Source organism: Paenibacillus sp. ACRRY (assembly GCF_022346995.1).
Taxonomy (GTDB): Bacteria; Bacillota; Bacilli; order Paenibacillales; family Paenibacillaceae; genus Paenibacillus.
Genome location: NZ_JAKRNM010000020.1, coordinates 15,503 through 33,434, shown reverse-complemented (window position 1 = coordinate 33,434; position 17,932 = coordinate 15,503). Strand labels below are relative to the sequence as shown.

The window sequence follows — 17,932 nt, the reverse complement described above, 5'->3', positions numbered from 1 at the left end:
AACTTATGACGGTTGGGGTTACTGTGGTAGCACCAAGGTTTCGGATGGCATGAGGGAGAGGGCTAGAGACTACCCTTGTGCCATCTTTATGGGGAGGAAGATAACGTATGGTTTTTACGCAAGAAGAAGTCGAAGCTCATCTGGGAAGGCTGGAAGGCTGGGAACTGGAAGAGGGACGGTGGATTGTCCGCAAGTTCGTATTTTCCAACTACATGAAGGGGATTGCATTCGTGGATGAGGTCGCCGCGATCTCGGAAGCATTTAATCATCACCCTTTTATTACGATTGATTATACAACGGTTACGCTGCGTCTCACGTCGTGGGATGAGGGTGGAATTACATCTGTAGATATTAAGGAAGCAGAGCAGTTTAACGAAACGTTTGAGAAAATGAGGACGACATAGCCGGACCGGTTATCGTTGTACTGCCAAGAAATGAGGAAGCATACATGTCAGACATGAATCAGAATAAGCCTCTGATCGCGGTTGTAGGCAGTCTCAATATGGACCTCGTGGTGAAGACCGATATCATCCCGGAAGAGGGAGAAACGGTAAGCGGTGAGGAACTTCACTATCTGGCGGGCGGAAAGGGGGCTAATCAAGCCGTTGCTGCTGCACGTCTGGGTGGACAGACCACGATGATTGGAGCAGTGGGTTCGGACAGCTTTGGTGAGCGCTTGCTGCACAGTCTGACGGATAGTGGGGCGGATGCCTCGCAGGTTCGTGTATTGGAAGACACTGTAACAGGTACAGCCTCCATCTGGCTCTCCAAGGGAGACAACCGGATTATTGTTATTCCTGGAGCGAATGGTCAAGTGGTGCCGGAGATGCTGGAAGAGGCGGATACGGTAAAAAGCCTGACTGCAGCCGCAGCGGTGCTGCTGCAGCTTGAGATCCCGCTGCCAGCGGTCACCCGCGCCGCCGAACTGGCGGCAGAAGGCAGCGCACTGGTGGTGCTCAACCCGGCTCCAGCGGTGCCGGGTCTGCCCCAGGAGCTCCTGCGGTGCGTCGACGTGGTCACGCCGAACCGCAGCGAGCTTGCCGTGCTTACCGGCCGGGATGATCTCCGGCCGGAAGACGTGGATGCGGCGGTCGCAGAGCTCGCCGCATCGCTCGGGGCCGCTGTCGTCACGACGCTCGGCCCCGAGGGGGCTGTGTACGCGGCAGCGCCAGGCGGCCGCGTACAGGCAGGGCGTACCGGCGCTTGCCGTGCGCCGGGCTACGCCGTAAGCGCCGTCGATACGACCGGCGCTGGCGATTGTTTCAACGGCGCGCTGGCGGTAGCCCTCGCGCGCGGGGAAACGCTGGACGCGGCAGTAGGCTATGCCATGGGTGCGGCTGCGTTATCCGTAACGAAGCTCGGCGCCCAGTCGGGGATGCCGTATGCACGTGAAGTGGAAGCCTTTTTGGCAGAACACGCAGCCAGAAGCTGAACGATATGACGAAGAGGCCCGGACCATTCCCGAGAGGGAAGGCAGGGCCTCTTTGCTGTGTATCCATTATCCTTATTTCTTCTCAGCCAGCCACATCGCGATATTGGCAATTTCCTCGTCCTTCAGTTTGTCCTTGAAGGAAGGCATGCCGCCTTTACCTTTGATAATAGTAGAGTAGATCTTCTCCACATCATCCTGACTGCCGATGTTTGCTAGAGCAGGTCCTACGCCACCTTGAAGCTGATCTCCGTGACACGTGATACAATTGGCTTTGACCAGTGCTTCAGCCTGTCCGGCATCCATTGCTACTTCCGGCATGGTTGGTTTCGCTTCTTCTGCAACTTCCTCTTTCCCTGGAAGCGTAAACATTAATACAATAGCCAATGCGCATGCTGCAAAAAATACCCCGCTCATGATCCATTTGTGCATCCCTTATGTCCCCTCCAGAATGAAAGATCATCTAAACTGAAACTGTCCATATCATTATAACGGAACCTGTTAAGACATCATAGCATTTTGTGGTAATTTTTTGAACTAATCACATAAACGGGCATGAATTTCTTTTGGTTATGCCGTTTAAGGGTTAACGAGGTCCTTCATAGACCATGCAATAAAAAGGCATCAAACCGCTTGGTGTCTGTCGTTCATACGTATCCTGGGTGACAAATCCAGCCTTGTGATAAACGCGGATAGCCCGCGTATTCCAGGTGAGCACTTCGAGATCAATCTCATGACTAGGGTTCCGCCGAATGGCTTCCTTCACGATCGCAGAGACGAAGGCAGTACCGCGACCTTGTCCACACTGCTCGGGGTGCATGCCAAGCCCAATTCGCGTCACGCCTTCCAGTGGAAAAAATTGAACGAATCCGCAAAGTTGGCCCTGCTCTCCTAGTACAACTGCATATTGCTCTTTTCGAAGCTGCTCATCGCCGAATTCAACCTCCAGCGCCTTCATTTGTTCCCATGGCAGCCAGGTATAGATGTTATAGGGTGGTTCATATATCCAGCTGCAGATCAATGCTGCATGTTCTTCTTGCATCGGCACAACGTGAAACGTTGCAGAAGCTTCATCCATACCACTGCACGCTCCTTTCATTGTGAACAAGCTACTTCTAGTCATACGCTATTGGCTTATTACATATGTCATTTCATATTTAATCCTGATTTCACTCTACAAAAGAGGAGGGCATTTGGCAAGGTGTTGCTCCTTGAAAAAAAGTGAAACAAAAGTTCATGGAATTTCGTTTATATTATAGTAGGATGGGTAAAAACATCATAAGGGCATGGACGAACAAGCACAAAAAAACCGCCGGATACATTCCTGCGGAGAATGTACCGGGCGGTTGATTTATGCTTCGTTACAGTATGATGTTGCTCAGCTTGTCCCTAGTCGAGGGCCAGTGACTCATATGCGTCCGTGCTCATAATCCGTTTAGCGCCAACATAGCGGTTGGCCCAGTAGTTCTCACTCAAAGAACTAATGGTAACTCCTTTGGAAGACGAGGAGTGTGCAAACTTTCCTTCTCCCACGAAAATCCCTACGTGTGAAACCCCTTTACCCGTTGTATTGAAGAATACCAGATCGCCTGGTCTCATTTCCATGCGGGATACCGAGTCACCCATGTCGAATTGGGAACTGGATTGACGAGCCAAATCGATGCCCAGCTTTTCGAATACATACCGTGTGAATCCAGAGCAGTCAAAGCCGTTAAGCGTTGTTCCACCACTTTTGTATGTAGTTCCCATTGCTGAATCAATTACTTTATCCATTTTTGAATCTGCGAATGCGCTGCCTGCTCCAAGCGATAGTGCGAATGTTAAGCTAAGGACAGCTGCTGTTAATTTCTTTTTGAACAAGAGATATACCCCTTCCAACGCCTGCGAGGTTAGCTTAAGGATTCGGTTGAAGGTCCCCTATGATCCCTCTGTAGCAAGATCAATTCACCCATAACTGGTTCCCCCGCTTCCCAGGTGCCAGGAATTTGGCTATGCTAGTTGTGCACCTGCGAAATCAAGAAATGACGATTTAATTTTAAGTAGTTACAATTCATAAGGTAAAGATTACAAAGTTGTTACTAAAAACTCACTGCGATTATTGTAACAGAGGAGTAAAGCTTTGGCAACGTTTAACAAGAAAATTAGCAAAAAAAACCTCGACCTTTGACGGGGAAAGGTCGGGGTTTGCTTTTGTGAAGCGTTAACATTGACATAAGTTTACATGAAGATGGTAACAATTTTCGTGCGGTTCATTACACTTTTTAACCTTTGGAGGACTTGGACTGCCACAGACGGAAATGAGCACATATCTTCCATATATCCAACAAACATCTGGCGAGCGGATAGGTTTGTTGCAGGATCAGACCGATGAGACCTGTCAGGAACCACGACGCAGATGTGAAGGCACCGAAGACGAGCAGATGAATTCCTCCCAGAACCACTGCGATACCAATGAGAGGAAAGATATGACGCAAGGCGAGCAATAGACCGAGAAATGTACCTTTTACCCCGCCCTGATCCTCGGGAGCTGTAGCGCCAAACTGCATATATAACAAAGCATGATGTATGATCCAGCCATATACGATCCATCCGGCTACATATGGGATGCCTGGCAGCAGCAGCTGCAGCGAGTGGAATCCATCCAGAAAGATACTATACAGCTTGGGGATCAGCCAGTACGCAGGCAGCAGCAATAATAGCGTTTTAATGAAATGAAGCAGCAGCATCGGTTTCCACAGTGCCTTGATCCCGCGTACAAAAGGAATACGCTCTTCTGTATGATTGAAGTGTTGTAATGAATAGAGTAGCCCTGCCTGGATGAGAGGGGTAATCAGCATGCGGAGCAGGAGCATGCCCCCAAGTATCCATAAATAGCGATGCACCTCGGGATGGGTAGACAGACTGAGCTGGCTTTCCATTTTAAATAAAATGGTACTCAGCTCCCCCGCGTCAGGGTCCGGATAGCGCAGCAGCAAAGGAATGACAGCCGATTGCACCATTTTATAGATGAAGTAACCCCACACCAGCTGATAGAGAAATAAAAGTGCCACAATGAACATATGCTGACGAACAAGAAACCAGCCCTCACGTATTTTTGCTTTCACTGTCTCCACCTCACCATGACAGACCTCCGAATATAGCTTCTATAAGCTTGGTTACACTCATGCTCCAGCGGAACTTGGATGGCTCATCCAGACCCGCCTTCAAGAAGTTGTTCATATGACGGTTCTCCAGCACAACGGTATACAACGGATCGGTCATTGCCCAGGATACAGGCGAGCTGTACGTTAACTTGTACGTAATTCGACCGTTACTGCCATCCCATTCCTTGGCGACGATGTGTCCATCTTCAAAAACAATGCGTACGGGCACCTTCTCGTAGTCGCTGCCTTTCTTCAATAATGTTACCGATGATTCATACAACCTTTGACCGTCTTTTTCAACAGGCTTGACCTGGATATTCTCCACGGCGAAGTCGGCCATCCCGTCCCCATATACGTATTGATTAAAATAATCAGACCAGGACTTGCGGGTCACTTGTTCCACGACCTTTTGGAAATCGGCCGAAGTGGGATGTTTAAACCGATATTTTTTGACATAAGTTGAAAGAATGCGTTCCATCGTTTTTGCACCCACTTGTTGTTCAATGCCCAGCAGAACAAGCTTGCCCCTTGTGTAAACATTGGCTGCGTAATGATTCTGGGAATCAAACTTCCAGGACTCCTGCGTGAGTGAAGCAGGCGAAGTGATTAAGCCGGATTGAACGGGCAGATTCGGAATAAGTCCGTATTCCTGCTCCATCAGTTTGTCTTCTGCGTAAGAGGTAAACCCTTCATCCAGCCAGGCCTCTTCAAATTCATTGCTGGCAACCATCCCATAGAAATACTGATGGCCGATCTCGTGTACAACCGTGCGTTCCAGATCGTAGCCTGGTGTAGCGTCATCGGCGCCGAAGGCTGTAATTAAGGTAGGATACTCCATGCCGCCTGCTCCATTGCCTGTTTTTGGGGGAACAACAATGGAGAGCGTGGAATACGGATACGGACCAAACCACTTGCTGTAATTCGAAAGAGCTGCTTTGGCTGCATAGAAGTAACGTTCCTTCAGATCCTGGTGGGCCGGGTCCAGGTAGAGCTTGATTCGTACACCTGGCACGTTGGGAGCAGAGAAGGGTTCTTCTGCATAAACAAAGTCAGGTGAGGCTGCCCAGGCGAAGTCGTGTACATCGTCAGCATAGAATTGATAGATCTTTTCGCCATTTTTTATAACAGCCTGCTTTGTTGGAAACCCAGTTGCGGCAACCTTGTATGTTTCCGGTACCCGAATACGCACACTATAGATGCCAAAATCCGCATAAAACTCGGAATTCCCGTGGTACTGATGCAGATTCCAGCCCTCAGCCGTACGTCCTCGCGTGCCTGCTGGCTCATATACACTGAGTTTGGGGAACCATTGACCCGCCATAACAAAGTTTTCAGCGGTTCCCATACGGGCAAAGATTTTGGGCAGCTTGACCTCAAACCGGGTGTGCAGTGTAATGGTTTCCCCACCCTTGACCGGTTTGGGTAATCTAACTTTAATGAGTGTTTTGTCTTTCATGTTTCCGTCATCCGGCTGTACATACTGCATCCGGTGCAGGAGGGAAAGCCCGTCCTCTGTTTTCATCTCCGTAATGTTCATGGAGCCGTAACCGTCCGTTGGCATCACATCACCGCGAAGCTTTCCGCCGGATTCCTTCATAAATGTCGTGTCTGTAGAAGAGAATGCATTGGGGTATAGGTGGAAATAAAGCTCGCTGACTGTTTTTTTACCCGGATGAGTCCAGGTCAGTGTCTGCGTTCCCTCCAAAACATTGCCATCTACCAGCTTCACATCCATGTGATATTCCACCACGCGGTTGCTGAACACCTCAGCAGTAGGTGTCTGTACACTTTCTGGAGGTGCCGGAGTTTGGACCTTTGCCGGAGGCTTGCCCAATTCCGGGGCGAGCGTTGGCAAGTCGGATGTCGTAGAACGAGTGTGATCCAGAGTGATCCATATGGCTCCGGTAAACACACACAGGGCTAGAATTGCAGTGAGCCAGCTCTTGGCGCGTAGTGGAATCATCGTTAAATACCTCCCGTTGACAAGCATCTACAGCATGTATATGTTTGCAATGGGGCGATTATTAGTTAAAATATTTGTATCAACCCTTGGAGGCTATAACTATGGATCAAAACGAGCAAAACGGCAAAAAACAGATTGCCTTGAATATCGTAAGTGCCAAGAGCAAACATAAAGGTTTCGGTGCAGGCTCCATTGATCTGAACAACCTGTCGCCGGTTATAATTGATAATGGCGAGGCAAAGATTGATATTGGTGCCATGCATGCAAAGAGCAAGGTGGAACGTGGAATCAAGTTTTCGACGAATCGTGAAGATGTACCTAACGGTCGCCAGGTATGGCTAGTTTGGGTAGCTGTAGACCGTACGGAACAAGGACAATTGTATGGCGGAGCAACCGCATGCGAGATGTGGATTGATACCGAAGCAAAACGAGGATGGAAACTGCTGGCTGACCATGTTAACCGGATGGATTATGCAATGAAACGCCGCTTCATGCTGGATGAGCTTGGATCAGAAGATCGTGCAGCTCTCAAGAAGCTGTTGATTACACACAATGAAGAGTGGTGGAACGCTTCTCCGGATGAACTAAAAGAAGCACTTTCCTGATAAAGGCTTTCTAATAAACGCCTTATATGCTGTTTTCTATAAAAAGAACATGAAAAGCCCCGCAACCGAAATGATCGGTTCGGGGCTTTTGCTTTACAAGTGGGAGGGGGTTGAAATAGTTGAATAAGGCTGATCTGCAGAAAGAATCTGAAGCCAGCCAATCACAGTGACGCAATTAAGTCACTATTATGACATTACGTATTTACGTCATTCTACCCACCAACGTTTAAAGTCTCTCCACCACGAATGCTTTTCTTCCTGAATTCCTTCTTGATTCTGTACCTCATGACTTCCTTCATTCTTCTCGGAATCGGTATCTTCCGTTGCCCCGCTACAGGTTTCTGTCGGTTCTGTGCCGTCAATGAAGACCTCAAGCCGTTTCTCTTCACAGCCATTACCCGCCAGTTTTCCGGACTCGGGATCAATATAGACACTGACCACATGATCGGGAACAGGGAAGATCTTAGGCGGCACACTCGCAAGAGCCTGTTCTGTAAATTGGGCAAACATCGGTGCTGCTCGGCGCCCATCCGACGTGGAGATGGCTTTGCCCTGGTCATAACCGACCCATACTGCGGTGGAGAGTTCGGGGGTGAAGCCAACCATCCAGGCATCCGTATTGGTTGTTCCGGTTTTGCCTGCTACGGGGCGCTTAATCGTTGTAGCAACCCGGTTCCCTGTACCGCCATTTTCGAACACACTTTCCATTAAACGTGTCAGTACATATGCTGCGGCCGGTTCTACCACATTCTCGGCCTTGGTTTGTGGGGCTTCATAGATTACACGTCCTGCTGCATCCGTCACCTGCAGAATGGCGACAGGAGGCGTGCGCTGTCCACCTGCAGCAATGACGGAGAAGGCAGAAGCCATCTCCAGAGGGCTTACGGGCGAGGTGCCCAAGGCGAGAGAAGGGACAGCACTCAGATTGCTTGTAATCCCCAGACTCTTGGCCATATCCACAACCTGCTCAGGCCCAATCTGCATTATTGTATTGACCGCATAGATATTGTCCGAAGCGGCGATTGCCTGCCTTAGATCAATTTCCCCCAGATACTTGTCGCCGAAATTGCCAGGTTTATAGGTCTTGCGATCATTGTCATAGTGAAACAGAGTTGGTTCGCTATTGAAGATGGAGGCGCTCGTCAGTTCTTTGGATTCGAGTGCAGCCAGATACATAATAGGCTTAAATGCAGATCCGGGCTGGCGTGTCGTCGCCAGGACATGGTTGATCTGATTAGTCCGGTAGTTTTTGCCGCCTACCATAGCTTTGATATAGCCTGTACGAGGGTCTATGGACACGAGAGCTGTCTCCAGCTCGCTACTTGGATCCATGCCTTTGGCTACAGCATCTTCAGCTGCCTTTTGCACACGCAGATCCAGAGTGGTGTATATATTTAGTCCTCCATGGTCCAGCATTGCTTCACTAATGCCCAGTTCCTTGACGGCCAGGCTGCGAATGTAATCCCGGAAATAAGGCGCGCTTTCTACTGTTTTTCGTTCACTTTCCGGCTTAAAAGACAGCATTTCCTCATAAGCCTTGTCCGCTTCGGCTTTTGTTATCTTACCGATATCGACCATGGCAGACAGTACAATCTTCTGCCGATCCTTCGCGTTCTTCATATGGTTATATGGAGAATAGTAGGTGGGGCCTTTTGGAATGCCTGCGAGCATGGCGCTTTCCGCCAAATCGAGCTGTTTGGCGGATTTGCCGAAATACATGCGCGACGCGGCCTCAATTCCGTAGGCGCCATGACCATAATAGATCTCATTGAGATACATTTGCAGAATTTCATCTTTGCTGTACTTCATTTCAAGCTGTGCCGTGTACATGGCCTCTTTGGCCTTGCGAGTCCAGGTCTTCTCATGGGAAAGATATAGATTTCGCGCAAGCTGTTGTGTGAGGGTGCTGGCACCTTGGGACATTTCCATATGCTGCAGGTTAACGAGCACGGCCCGTCCCACCCCTTGAATGTCGAAACCATAATGGTCATAGAATTTGCGATCCTCGACAGCCAGAGTGGCACTGACCAGGTCTGTTGAGATGTCTTGAAGCTGCACAGGTACGGAATCTTTGCCGCCTGCAGAGAAGGTGGCGATGACTTCGCCTTGGCTATCAAGCAGTCTTGAGTTGCGATCCGAATCAGCTAGGGGGAGGCTGGTCGCGTATAGATAGACCAATCCTGCAATCGTTGCAATAACTCCAAGAACAGCGAGCAGAGAGAGGCCTTTGATCCATTTTAATAAACGGAACCCGCGTTTGCGGGTCTTCTGGCGATGTTGAGTCATGGAACGGGCTCCTTTCTTCTTTTCTTCCCAGTATGGGATTTCATGGACAGGGATATTCAGTCTGCCGCTGAACAGTTTAAAATGTAGCATTTCTGCAGAAAAAACCGTTTTGCAGGATAAACATCTATCGCGTATAATGCAAAAGGGTAATGAAAAGTAGCAGTTCGGCACAACATACAAAAAGGCACAGAAAGACGAACAGCACCAATTGTCATTGATTCGTTGATCGGTCAGACGCTTAGCACGCTGTGGTCAATTTAATCTATATAATGAAGTGAACGCGGACCTTTCCCGCAGCCAGCAACCCTAATGCTTTGGCGCCGAACGCTGGGCGTGTTTGTGCGAACCGGGCGGCGTGCAGCGCCATGCTTGATATGGCTGATCAATAACTTTACGGAAAGAAGGTAGAGATCATGGAATTGTGGTTCACGGAGAAACAGACCCCGGCATTCGGGATTACCGCGAAGATTAAGCAGACATATGTAAGCGAGAAGACTGACTTTCAGGATTTGGCCATGGTAGAAACCGAAGAATTCGGTAACATGCTGCTGCTTGACGGTATGGTGATGACAACTGTGAAAGACGAATTCGTATATCACGAGATGGCGGCTCACCCTGCGCTGAACACTCACCCGAATCCGAAAAAAGTTTTGGTTGTAGGTGGCGGTGACGGCGGCGTTATTCGTGAAGTCATCAAACACGCTGCAGTAGAAAAAGCAGTTCTCGTCGAAATTGACGGTAAAGTTATTGAGTATTCCAAAAAATATTTGCCTGAAATTGCCGGCAAACTGGACGAGCCCAATGTTGAAGTGCTCGTTAATGACGGCTATATGCATATTATTGAACATAAAAATGAGTACGATGTAATCATCGTGGATTCCACGGAGCCTGTAGGTCCGGCTGCACCACTGTTTGAGCGTGGTTTTTATCAAGGGATCCATGAAGCACTGAAAGAAGATGGCATCTTTGTTGCACAAACCGATAACCCTTGGTTCAAAGCAGACCTGATTCAAAAGGTAAACAAGGATGTAAAAGAAATCTTCCCCATTGTACACGTATACGGTTGTAACATTCCAACGTACCCAAGCGGTCTGTGGACATTCACAATGGGCAGCAAGAAACATGATCCACTTCAAGTGGATGAGACTCAAATTCCAGAGATGGACACCAAATATTACTCACCACGTTTGCATAAGGCAGCCTTTGTACTTCCTAAATTCGTGGAAGACTTAACGAAATAAAGGGGAAATCATTAATGAAATTGGATCAAGCTTATTCTGGTAACGTATTTATTTGCAGTTCCGAGGATTATGAGAATTCCAAAGCGGTCATCTACGGGATGCCCATGGACTATACTGTCAGCTTCCGTCCGGGTTCCCGGTTCGGCCCTTCTCATATCCGCCAGGCTTCGGTTGGACTTGAAGAATACAGCCCGTACCTCGACAAGAGTATTGTCGATATGACCTACTTTGACGCTGGTGATCTGCTCTTGCCTTTCGGTAACGCAGGACGCAGCCTTGAAGTGATCAACGAGTATATCGGCAGCCTGCTGGCTGATGACAAATTCCCGATCGGTCTTGGCGGGGAGCATCTGGTTACTTGGCCAGTGATCCAACAAATGTACAAGAAATACCCGGATCTCATCCTGATTCATATTGATGCACATGCAGACCTTCGTGAAAGCTATGAAGGCGAGCCGTTGTCCCACTCGACGCCAGTACGCAAAGCAGCTGAGCTGATGGGCGGCAAAAATATTTATCAATTCGGAATCCGTTCCGGATCCCGTGAGGAGTTCCAGTATGGCCGGGAGAACATTAACTTCTATCCGTTTGAAGTCGCAGCTCCGATGAAGGAAGCTCTTCCTAAAATGGGTAACCGCCCAGTGTATGTGACCATCGACATCGATGTGCTTGATCCATCGGCTGCTCCAGGAACAGGTACAGCAGAAGCGGGCGGAATCACTTCCAAAGAACTGCTTGAAGCCATCCACATGATTGCCGGATCAGATGTGAATGTAGTCGGCTGTGACCTGGTTGAGGTAGCGCCGATCTATGATCCAACACAACAGACACAGATTGTAGCTGCAAAGCTAATCCGTGAGATGCTGCTTGGCTTTGTAAAGTAATAGTTAAAAATAGTTAGTTAGAGTAAAACGCTCTCTGTCTGCGCAGATTCATCCTGTGCAGTGGAGGGTGTTTTCGTTATGATTACATCTGTAAGGGATGCTCCACAATCCTGTTGTAGCGAGTGGAATATTTGATTGGGTGGAGTTCACTTCATTGAACCTCGGTCCACGGCTATGTTATACTGGCTACAACGTAATAGGTAATATATCTAATCATTGATATATTACATCAGTGAAGTATATGGTAGTCTGGTTCGGCCATACACTATAAAAAGAGCCCTTGTCGTTGGTAGCGACAAAGACTCCTAGGACCAGAAAGGCTGTGGATTGCCACGGAGCGCATTAAACTGAATAGCTTAGTTCAAGCGAAACCCACCGTCAGGCTCCAACCTATGAGGTGGGTTTTCGCTTGTTACGAAACTTTTTACGCAACCAACGGTATAGCCTTCGTACACTCAGTACCAGACTGAGAATCGCAGCAATCCACCGGATCACATCAAGCAACGCCACAAGTTTGACCATTAACGTCACCCCCTTTTGGGAGGCTGCGCCGTGGTCATGAAAACATCCACCTTAATTCAAAGTCCATAATATCAATTATAGCACGTATGTTCGCCATGACTCTACCATTTGTTGCACACCACGAATGCCTCGTTCCATATGTTTACGAACGACCACCCTTATCTACAAGATACCAATTGTAGGTGAAGGTGGCTTTTTTATTGCAGTAATGTCACTGGTGATATACAAAATGTCACTTTAGAACATGCAAATTCGGGTAAAACATAGAAGGAGGTGTCGCGATGACAACAAAGAGTACGATCACATGGAAACGGATTAGCACATTGGCATTATCCTTAACGCTGGCTTGGGGATTGGGTCCAGTGTATGCACAGTCGGGTGTAAGTGCAGCAGCAGCTTCATCCACTTGTGGAAGTGGAGATCATGGATTGTCTGCTACATTGAAAAAAGGCAGCGGTGTAGAAGATCAGCATCTGCAGTTTACAGAAATTGATTTCCTGAACAACACAACGGGTCGTGCTGCTGGGGAGGGATTCCTGATTGGCACCTCAAATGCGGGTTGTACATGGCAATCCATCTATACTGGACAATGGCAGTTCACGCAGATTGATTTTCCGAACAACGTAAATGGGTTTGCCTTAGCGCAAATGAAGGATTCTGCCAAGACGTATCTTATTCGCACGACAGATGGGGGATCACACTGGAACCGGCTTGATACCCATGGCATGCAGTTCAAGCATATTGATTTTAAAAATAACAACGAGGGTTACGGCTACACCTATAATGGTGCGTATCGGACACAGGACGGCGGATTAAGCTGGATTAAAGTCCATACCCCCGCAAATACAAGATCGGTGGCTTTCGCTACCAATAAACAAGGCTATGCTGTACAAATTGTACCGGGCTCGGGATATCAGCTGCTTCGGACAACAGATGGAGATAAGAACTGGATAACCTCTCTCAAGGTCGCTTCGGCCACATGGAATGGAGCGGATCTATATGCAAACGGGAAGCAGGTATGGGCTGTCCTGTATGGTGATGCAGGCATGTCTCAACAATCGTATTCCCTATATGCAAGCGGGAATGAAGGCAGAAGCTGGAGGCAGGTTTTCGCTCAGTCGACAGCAGGTGGAGGCCCTGCGCCAGGTGGCAGCAATGTCGGGAAAGGAAAAGGCCCGGCAGACCCGGGGGGCCATCCTGGGAACATGTCGCTAATCGGTGACCAGACTGCTTATCTCTCAGGCGGATCTCCTGCTGCTGGTAAAGTGGGCATTGGCCGTTCGTATGATGCAGGTTCCACGTGGAAAAATATCGATCTGAAAGATCCAGGTTATAGCTCACGCATCTCATTCCCATCAGCCCAAACAGGCTGGCTCGTTGTAACAAGTGATAACTCACCTGCCATCTACCAAACAACAGATGGCGGAACTTCATGGACACAAAAAATGTTGTTACCTTCAGAGCGGGATTAAATGGCCCTTTAATTTGAAATAACAACCAACCAAATTCACTAGTGGAAACGAAAAAAAACCATTTCGTAGGTCTATGTTGAATCTGCAAAATAAACAAGCCCTTTCCAGAGGAATCATGCTGGTAAAGGGCTTGTTTTTGTAAAAATAAAAACGGTTGAAACCTGTTAAAAAACAAGTTATTGTAAGCGATAACAACACATTTTGGGAGGTTGAAATAATGGTTGATGTTACTTTAAAGGCGAATTCGGATCAAGGATTAATAAATCGCAATATTTATGGTCACTTTTCTGAGCACTTGGGACGTTGTATTTACGAAGGGATCTGGGTAGGAGAAGATTCACCCATTCCCAATACGGAAGGGATACGCAATGACGTACTGACGGCACTGCAGAAGCTGAATATTCCGGTACTTCGCTGGCCAGGCGGTTGTTTTGCTGATGAGTATCACTGGAAGGATGGCGTTGGCCCGAAGAATGAACGTGCACGCATGATCAATACAAACTGGGGAGGCGTGGAAGAGAACAACCATTTTGGAACTCATGAATTCCTAAGATTATGTGAGCTGTTAGGAACAGAACCATATATCAGTGGCAATGTGGGTAGCGGAACCGTCCATGAAATGCAGCAGTGGGTCGAATACATTACGTTTGACGGGGAATCTCCAATGGCCAACTGGCGCAAGGATAATGGTAGGGACAAACCATGGAAACTGACCTACTTTGGTGTGGGGAATGAGAACTGGGGATGTGGCGGTAACATGCGTGCCGAGTATTATGCGGATGAGTATCGTCGGTATGCTACATATGTGCGTAACTATTCTGATAATCAGATATATAAGATTGCCTGTGGACCCAACGAGGACAATTACCACTGGACAGAAGTGTTGATGCGTGAAGCGGGACAGCACATGAACGGCTTAAGCCTTCATTATTATACATTGCCGACGGGAGTGTGGCAGGATAAGGGCGAATCTACCGGCTTCGACGATCAAGCCTGGTTCCAGACCCTGAAGCGTACATTGCATATGGAAGAATTAATCGTGAAGCATTCCGAGATTATGGATAAATATGATCCGGATTGCAAGGTGGGGCTTATTATTGATGAATGGGGAACCTGGTACAATGTAGAGCCAGGGACGAATCCGGGATTCCTGTATCAGCAAAACACGATGCGGGATGCGCTGGTGGCTGGCATTAACCTGAACCTGTTCAATCGCTACAATAAACGGGTGCAAATGGCCAACCTGGCACAGATCGTTAACGTACTGCAGGCTCTGGTCCTGACAGAAGGCGAGCGTATGCTGCTCACCCCAACATATCATGTGTTTGATATGTATCAGGTTCATATGGATGCACAGCGGTTGGAGCTGAATTATGAGAGCCCTGGATATACGCTTGGCGAAGATACCATTCCCCAGCTTAGCTTATCTGCTTCCCGCAGTAAGGACGGCGTGATTCATGTAACGGCATGTAATCTCAGTCATACAGATGAGATGGAAGTGGTATGCCAGATTGAAGCTGCAGAGTCTTCTTCCGTATCTGGTCGAATTCTGCATCATGCCGATTTTGGTGCATTCAATACATTTGAAGATCCGAGCAAGGTTGAGCCAACGGATTGGAAGGGTGTTACCCTGGTTAACCAGGAGTTGCGTTTTGTCCTGCCGCCTGCATCTGTAGGGGTACTTGCGATCCAGGAGTAATGCGATGAGCACATCGGATTCGAGTCATTTTGTTGCTAAACAGGAGTCGTGTAAGGGATGCAGTGATCAACATGCTGTCAACATCAGTGATTCCAAAATGGCCCGATTGGTGGAGATTGCATCCCGCTCGCGCCCTGTCGTTCAGGACGAGGAATATGAGAGGCGATTATCCTTATGTGCAGACTGTCCAGGACTGCAATATGGCACTACCTGCCGCTATTGCGGCTGTCTGGTCCAGGTTCGTGCCAAGCTGGTAGAATCGATCTGCCCGTTCCCTTATGAATCCAGGTGGTCGAACCTTTAACGTTTGATTTCATTATAATGTAACTAAGCAGGGCTGCACTTTTAGGGTGTTGCTCTGCTTTTTTTTGATGATATGGGACAAAAACTCTGAATTTGGATTTGAATTGAGCGGGTGAACTGGATATAGTTATACAGTAGAGTGTAGGATAGCGAGCTATCTGGTTATATTAGCGCGTATAGCGGTACTCGAATTCGGGAAGGGCTGTTCTCACCGGTCCTGCCCGATTTTGCGCCGCCTCGAATATATTGGAGGTTAACATTCATGTCGAACATGCGACCGGTTCAGATCCGGCTGCACAGCCGTTATGAAGGCGAAGATGTGCTGCAGGAAATGAAGGGTGAAGCCATTTTGAAGGGTTCTGTGCTCTATGTTCGTTACGAAGAGCCACAGGCTGGACCTGAGGGTGGTATTACCCGAACAACATTGAAACTTGGTGGACAATCCCTCAAGATTATACGCCATGGTGAGGTGGAATCGGAGCAAACGTTTGAAATGAATCGCAAGCTCCCAGGTTTTTACCGATCACCTTACATGTCATTTACCCTGTCCACGCATACACATAAGCTGGACCTTTCCATACAGGGATTGAGCGCACGCGCAGCGTGGAGCTATGACTTTTACCGCTTTGACGAAGAAGCCGGACATTTTGAGATCAGTTTGCACATACAGGAGGAACCAATTTCATGACACGTAATCCACTAGATACGATTAACGAACGGGTAAGTACCGCGATCGGCAATGCTGTTGTTGCTGCCGGTCTCGTTACGCAAGAGGAACTGCCAGCAATAACACTTGAAGTGCCGCGTGACAAGTCGCACGGGGATTTGGCGACCAACGCAGCCATGCAGCTGACCAAGATTGCCAAGCGCAATCCACGCCAGATTGCAGAAGAAATTATTGCGAATCTGAACCTTGTGGAAGCTGGAATCGAGAAGGCAGAGATTGCCGGACCAGGATTTATCAACTTCAAATTGGACAAGAGTTACCTTTACCCGGTGCTTGGACTTGTTCATGAACAAGGTGAGAACTACGGACGGATCAATGTCGGCGAAGGTCGTAAGGTCGAGATGGAGTTTGTCAGTGCGAACCCGACAGGCAGTTTGCATCTGGGACATGCCCGTGGAGCGGCTGTGGGTGATGCGCTCTGCAACATCCTCGATTATGCCGGGTATGACGTAACACGTGAATACTACATTAATGATGCGGGTAACCAGGTGTTTAACCTGGCACGTTCCATTGAAGCACGTTATTTGCAGGAGCTGGGTCAGGATGCGGAGATGCCGGAAGATGGTTACCACGGCGAAGATATCAAAGGATTTGCCAAGGAGCTGGTAGCCGAAAAGGGAGACAGCTTGCTGTCGATGCATCCAGGTGATCGTGCTGCTTATTTCCGTGACTATGGTCTGGAGAAAGAGCTCGATAAAATCAAGCGCGACCTGAATCGCTTCCGCGTTAACTTCGACATCTGGTTCAGCGAGACTTCTCTGTACGACAATGGGGAAGTGCTTCGTGTCCTTGACGAATTGCGTGATCGTGACGAAATTTACGAAAAAGACGGAGCAACTTGGCTGAAAACCATGCAATATGGTGACGACAAAGAACGTGTATTGATCAAAAACGATGGTACGTACACTTACTTGACGCCGGATATTGCATATCACCGTGACAAGTATTCCCGCGGATATGACACGATGATCAACATCTGGGGAGCTGACCACCATGGATATATTCCACGGATGAAAGCAGCAATGCAGGCACTGGGTAATGATCCATCCAAGCTTGTGGTACTGATTGCACAGATGGTGAGCTTGTTCCAAAACGGCGAAAAAGTGAAGATGTCGAAGCGTACCGGTAAAGCGGTAACGATGGAAGATCTGATGGATGAAGTGGGTATTGATGCGATTCGTTACTTCTTCACGATGCGCAGCATGGATTCCCATCTGGACTTTGATATGGATCTCGCGATTTCAACGTCTAATGAGAACCCAGTATTCTACGTACAATATGCACATGCCCGCGTATGCAGTGTATACCGTCAGGCTGAAGAGCAGGGTATTGAGCTGCTGCCACTGGCACAGATTGACCTGTCCAAGCTGACGACGGAACATGAATTCGATCTTCTTCGTAAAATGGGCGAGCTGCCTGAAGAGATTGCCGCAGCAGCTACCGGATATGCGCCTCATCGCATGATCCGTTATGTATATGAGCTGGCTTCATTGTTCCACAGCTACTATCGTGCTGAACGCGTTATTACCGAAGACGCGGGTCAAACCCAAGCGCGTCTGGCGCTGATTGGTGCCGTTCGCACCGTCATCGCGACAGCGCTCCGTCTGGTAGGCGTATCCGCACCGGACAAAATGTAAACCGCGAGGCCAAGCACCGCA

Annotated in this window: 17 protein-coding genes and 1 riboswitch; of the genes, 10 read left to right on the top strand and 7 right to left on the bottom strand. The window is 48.5% G+C overall.

The window, feature by feature from the left end; translation table 11 throughout:
* Nucleotides 1–107: 107 nt before the first annotated feature.
* Both MH144_RS29630 and rbsK read left to right on the top strand, forming a co-directional pair.
* Nucleotides 108–404 carry a 4a-hydroxytetrahydrobiopterin dehydratase gene (locus MH144_RS29630; RefSeq protein WP_095293460.1) on the top strand — a complete coding sequence of 99 codons (297 nt, stop codon included), beginning with the start codon at nucleotides 108–110 and terminating at the stop codon, nucleotides 402–404.
* A gap of 44 nt (nucleotides 405–448) precedes the next feature.
* Complete coding sequence (gene rbsK, locus MH144_RS29625; RefSeq protein WP_239305723.1) at nucleotides 449–1,432, top strand: ribokinase; 984 nt, start codon at nucleotides 449–451, stop codon at nucleotides 1,430–1,432.
* A gap of 72 nt (nucleotides 1,433–1,504) precedes the next feature.
* Here the strand turns inward: rbsK and MH144_RS29620 are convergent, their stop codons facing one another.
* From MH144_RS29620 to MH144_RS29600, 5 genes are all read right to left on the bottom strand, one after another.
* Nucleotides 1,505–1,861 carry a c-type cytochrome gene (locus MH144_RS29620; protein WP_239305722.1) on the bottom strand — a complete coding sequence of 119 codons (357 nt, stop codon included), beginning with the start codon at nucleotides 1,859–1,861 and terminating at the stop codon, nucleotides 1,505–1,507.
* Between the two features lie 154 nt (nucleotides 1,862–2,015).
* On the bottom strand, nucleotides 2,016–2,507 hold the full coding sequence (locus tag MH144_RS29615) for a GNAT family N-acetyltransferase (protein WP_239305721.1): 492 nt from the start codon (nucleotides 2,505–2,507) through the stop codon (nucleotides 2,016–2,018).
* Nucleotides 2,508–2,818: 311 nt separating this feature from the next.
* Nucleotides 2,819–3,289 (bottom strand): C40 family peptidase, encoded by a 471-nt coding sequence (locus tag MH144_RS29610; RefSeq protein WP_095293464.1) that lies wholly within the window; start codon nucleotides 3,287–3,289, stop codon nucleotides 2,819–2,821.
* A gap of 3 nt (nucleotides 3,290–3,292) precedes the next feature.
* Nucleotides 3,293–3,430: riboswitch (cyclic di-AMP (ydaO/yuaA leader) on the bottom strand.
* 260 nt (nucleotides 3,431–3,690) lie between these two features.
* Nucleotides 3,691–4,533, bottom strand: a complete 843-nt coding sequence (locus MH144_RS29605) for a hypothetical protein (RefSeq protein WP_239305720.1) — start codon at nucleotides 4,531–4,533, stop codon at nucleotides 3,691–3,693.
* 10 nt (nucleotides 4,534–4,543) lie between these two features.
* Nucleotides 4,544–6,535, bottom strand: a complete 1,992-nt coding sequence (locus tag MH144_RS29600) for a M1 family metallopeptidase (RefSeq protein WP_239305719.1) — start codon at nucleotides 6,533–6,535, stop codon at nucleotides 4,544–4,546.
* Nucleotides 6,536–6,636: 101 nt separating this feature from the next.
* Here MH144_RS29600 and MH144_RS29595 point away from each other — a divergent pair, with 101 nt between their 5' ends.
* Entirely contained in the window at nucleotides 6,637–7,140 is a 504-nt protein-coding gene (locus MH144_RS29595) for a YwhD family protein (RefSeq protein WP_239305717.1), read from the top strand.
* Between the two features lie 207 nt (nucleotides 7,141–7,347).
* Here the strand turns inward: MH144_RS29595 and MH144_RS29590 are convergent, their stop codons facing one another.
* Complete coding sequence (locus tag MH144_RS29590) at nucleotides 7,348–9,426, bottom strand: transglycosylase domain-containing protein (protein ID WP_239305716.1); 2,079 nt, start codon at nucleotides 9,424–9,426, stop codon at nucleotides 7,348–7,350.
* A 413-nt stretch (nucleotides 9,427–9,839) separates the two neighbouring features.
* Here MH144_RS29590 and speE point away from each other — a divergent pair, with 413 nt between their 5' ends.
* Both speE and speB read left to right on the top strand, forming a co-directional pair.
* Nucleotides 9,840–10,667, top strand: a complete 828-nt coding sequence (gene speE, locus MH144_RS29585; protein WP_095293469.1) for a polyamine aminopropyltransferase — start codon at nucleotides 9,840–9,842, stop codon at nucleotides 10,665–10,667.
* Nucleotides 10,668–10,681: 14 nt separating this feature from the next.
* Nucleotides 10,682–11,551, top strand: coding sequence for an agmatinase (gene speB, locus MH144_RS29580; RefSeq protein WP_239305715.1), 870 nt, complete (start codon nucleotides 10,682–10,684; stop codon nucleotides 11,549–11,551).
* A gap of 390 nt (nucleotides 11,552–11,941) precedes the next feature.
* Here the strand turns inward: speB and MH144_RS30920 are convergent, their stop codons facing one another.
* Complete coding sequence (locus MH144_RS30920; protein WP_260504323.1) at nucleotides 11,942–12,073, bottom strand: hypothetical protein; 132 nt, start codon at nucleotides 12,071–12,073, stop codon at nucleotides 11,942–11,944.
* Nucleotides 12,074–12,354: 281 nt separating this feature from the next.
* Here MH144_RS30920 and MH144_RS29575 point away from each other — a divergent pair, with 281 nt between their 5' ends.
* The 5 genes from MH144_RS29575 (at nucleotide 12,355) to argS (ending at nucleotide 17,911) form a co-directional block, all read left to right on the top strand.
* Complete coding sequence (locus MH144_RS29575; protein WP_239305713.1) at nucleotides 12,355–13,545, top strand: WD40/YVTN/BNR-like repeat-containing protein; 1,191 nt, start codon at nucleotides 12,355–12,357, stop codon at nucleotides 13,543–13,545.
* A 217-nt stretch (nucleotides 13,546–13,762) separates the two neighbouring features.
* Complete coding sequence (locus tag MH144_RS29570) at nucleotides 13,763–15,244, top strand: alpha-N-arabinofuranosidase (protein ID WP_239305712.1); 1,482 nt, start codon at nucleotides 13,763–13,765, stop codon at nucleotides 15,242–15,244.
* Between the two features lie 4 nt (nucleotides 15,245–15,248).
* On the top strand, nucleotides 15,249–15,548 hold the full coding sequence (locus MH144_RS29565; protein WP_239305711.1) for a DUF6171 family protein: 300 nt from the start codon (nucleotides 15,249–15,251) through the stop codon (nucleotides 15,546–15,548).
* Between the two features lie 261 nt (nucleotides 15,549–15,809).
* Nucleotides 15,810–16,235, top strand: a complete 426-nt coding sequence (locus MH144_RS29560; RefSeq protein WP_239305710.1) for a YwiB family protein — start codon at nucleotides 15,810–15,812, stop codon at nucleotides 16,233–16,235.
* Complete coding sequence (gene argS, locus MH144_RS29555; RefSeq protein ID WP_095293475.1) at nucleotides 16,232–17,911, top strand: arginine--tRNA ligase; 1,680 nt, start codon at nucleotides 16,232–16,234, stop codon at nucleotides 17,909–17,911. The genes MH144_RS29560 and argS overlap by 4 nt, the downstream gene beginning before the upstream one ends.
* The last annotated feature ends 21 nt before the right edge of the window (nucleotides 17,912–17,932 follow it).

What these genes read in the sequence shown, in the direction of transcription:
- MH144_RS29630 (WP_095293460.1), top strand. Translation starts at nt 108, where the DNA reads ATGGTTTTTACGCAAGAAGAAGTCGAAGCTCATCTGGGAAGGCTGGAA.
- rbsK (WP_239305723.1), top strand. Translation starts at nt 449, where the DNA reads ATGTCAGACATGAATCAGAATAAGCCTCTGATCGCGGTTGTAGGCAGT.
- MH144_RS29620 (WP_239305722.1), bottom strand. Translation starts at nt 1,861, where the DNA reads ATGCACAAATGGATCATGAGCGGGGTATTTTTTGCAGCATGCGCATTG.
- MH144_RS29615 (WP_239305721.1), bottom strand. Translation starts at nt 2,507, where the DNA reads ATGGATGAAGCTTCTGCAACGTTTCACGTTGTGCCGATGCAAGAAGAA.
- MH144_RS29600 (WP_239305719.1), bottom strand. Translation starts at nt 6,535, where the DNA reads ATGATTCCACTACGCGCCAAGAGCTGGCTCACTGCAATTCTAGCCCTG.
- MH144_RS29595 (WP_239305717.1), top strand. Translation starts at nt 6,637, where the DNA reads ATGGATCAAAACGAGCAAAACGGCAAAAAACAGATTGCCTTGAATATC.
- MH144_RS29590 (WP_239305716.1), bottom strand. Translation starts at nt 9,426, where the DNA reads ATGACTCAACATCGCCAGAAGACCCGCAAACGCGGGTTCCGTTTATTA.
- speE (WP_095293469.1), top strand. Translation starts at nt 9,840, where the DNA reads ATGGAATTGTGGTTCACGGAGAAACAGACCCCGGCATTCGGGATTACC.
- speB (WP_239305715.1), top strand. Translation starts at nt 10,682, where the DNA reads ATGAAATTGGATCAAGCTTATTCTGGTAACGTATTTATTTGCAGTTCC.
- MH144_RS30920 (WP_260504323.1), bottom strand. Translation starts at nt 12,073, where the DNA reads ATGGTCAAACTTGTGGCGTTGCTTGATGTGATCCGGTGGATTGCTGCG.
- MH144_RS29575 (WP_239305713.1), top strand. Translation starts at nt 12,355, where the DNA reads ATGACAACAAAGAGTACGATCACATGGAAACGGATTAGCACATTGGCA.
- MH144_RS29570 (WP_239305712.1), top strand. Translation starts at nt 13,763, where the DNA reads ATGGTTGATGTTACTTTAAAGGCGAATTCGGATCAAGGATTAATAAAT.
- MH144_RS29565 (WP_239305711.1), top strand. Translation starts at nt 15,249, where the DNA reads ATGAGCACATCGGATTCGAGTCATTTTGTTGCTAAACAGGAGTCGTGT.
- MH144_RS29560 (WP_239305710.1), top strand. Translation starts at nt 15,810, where the DNA reads ATGTCGAACATGCGACCGGTTCAGATCCGGCTGCACAGCCGTTATGAA.
- argS (WP_095293475.1), top strand. Translation starts at nt 16,232, where the DNA reads ATGACACGTAATCCACTAGATACGATTAACGAACGGGTAAGTACCGCG.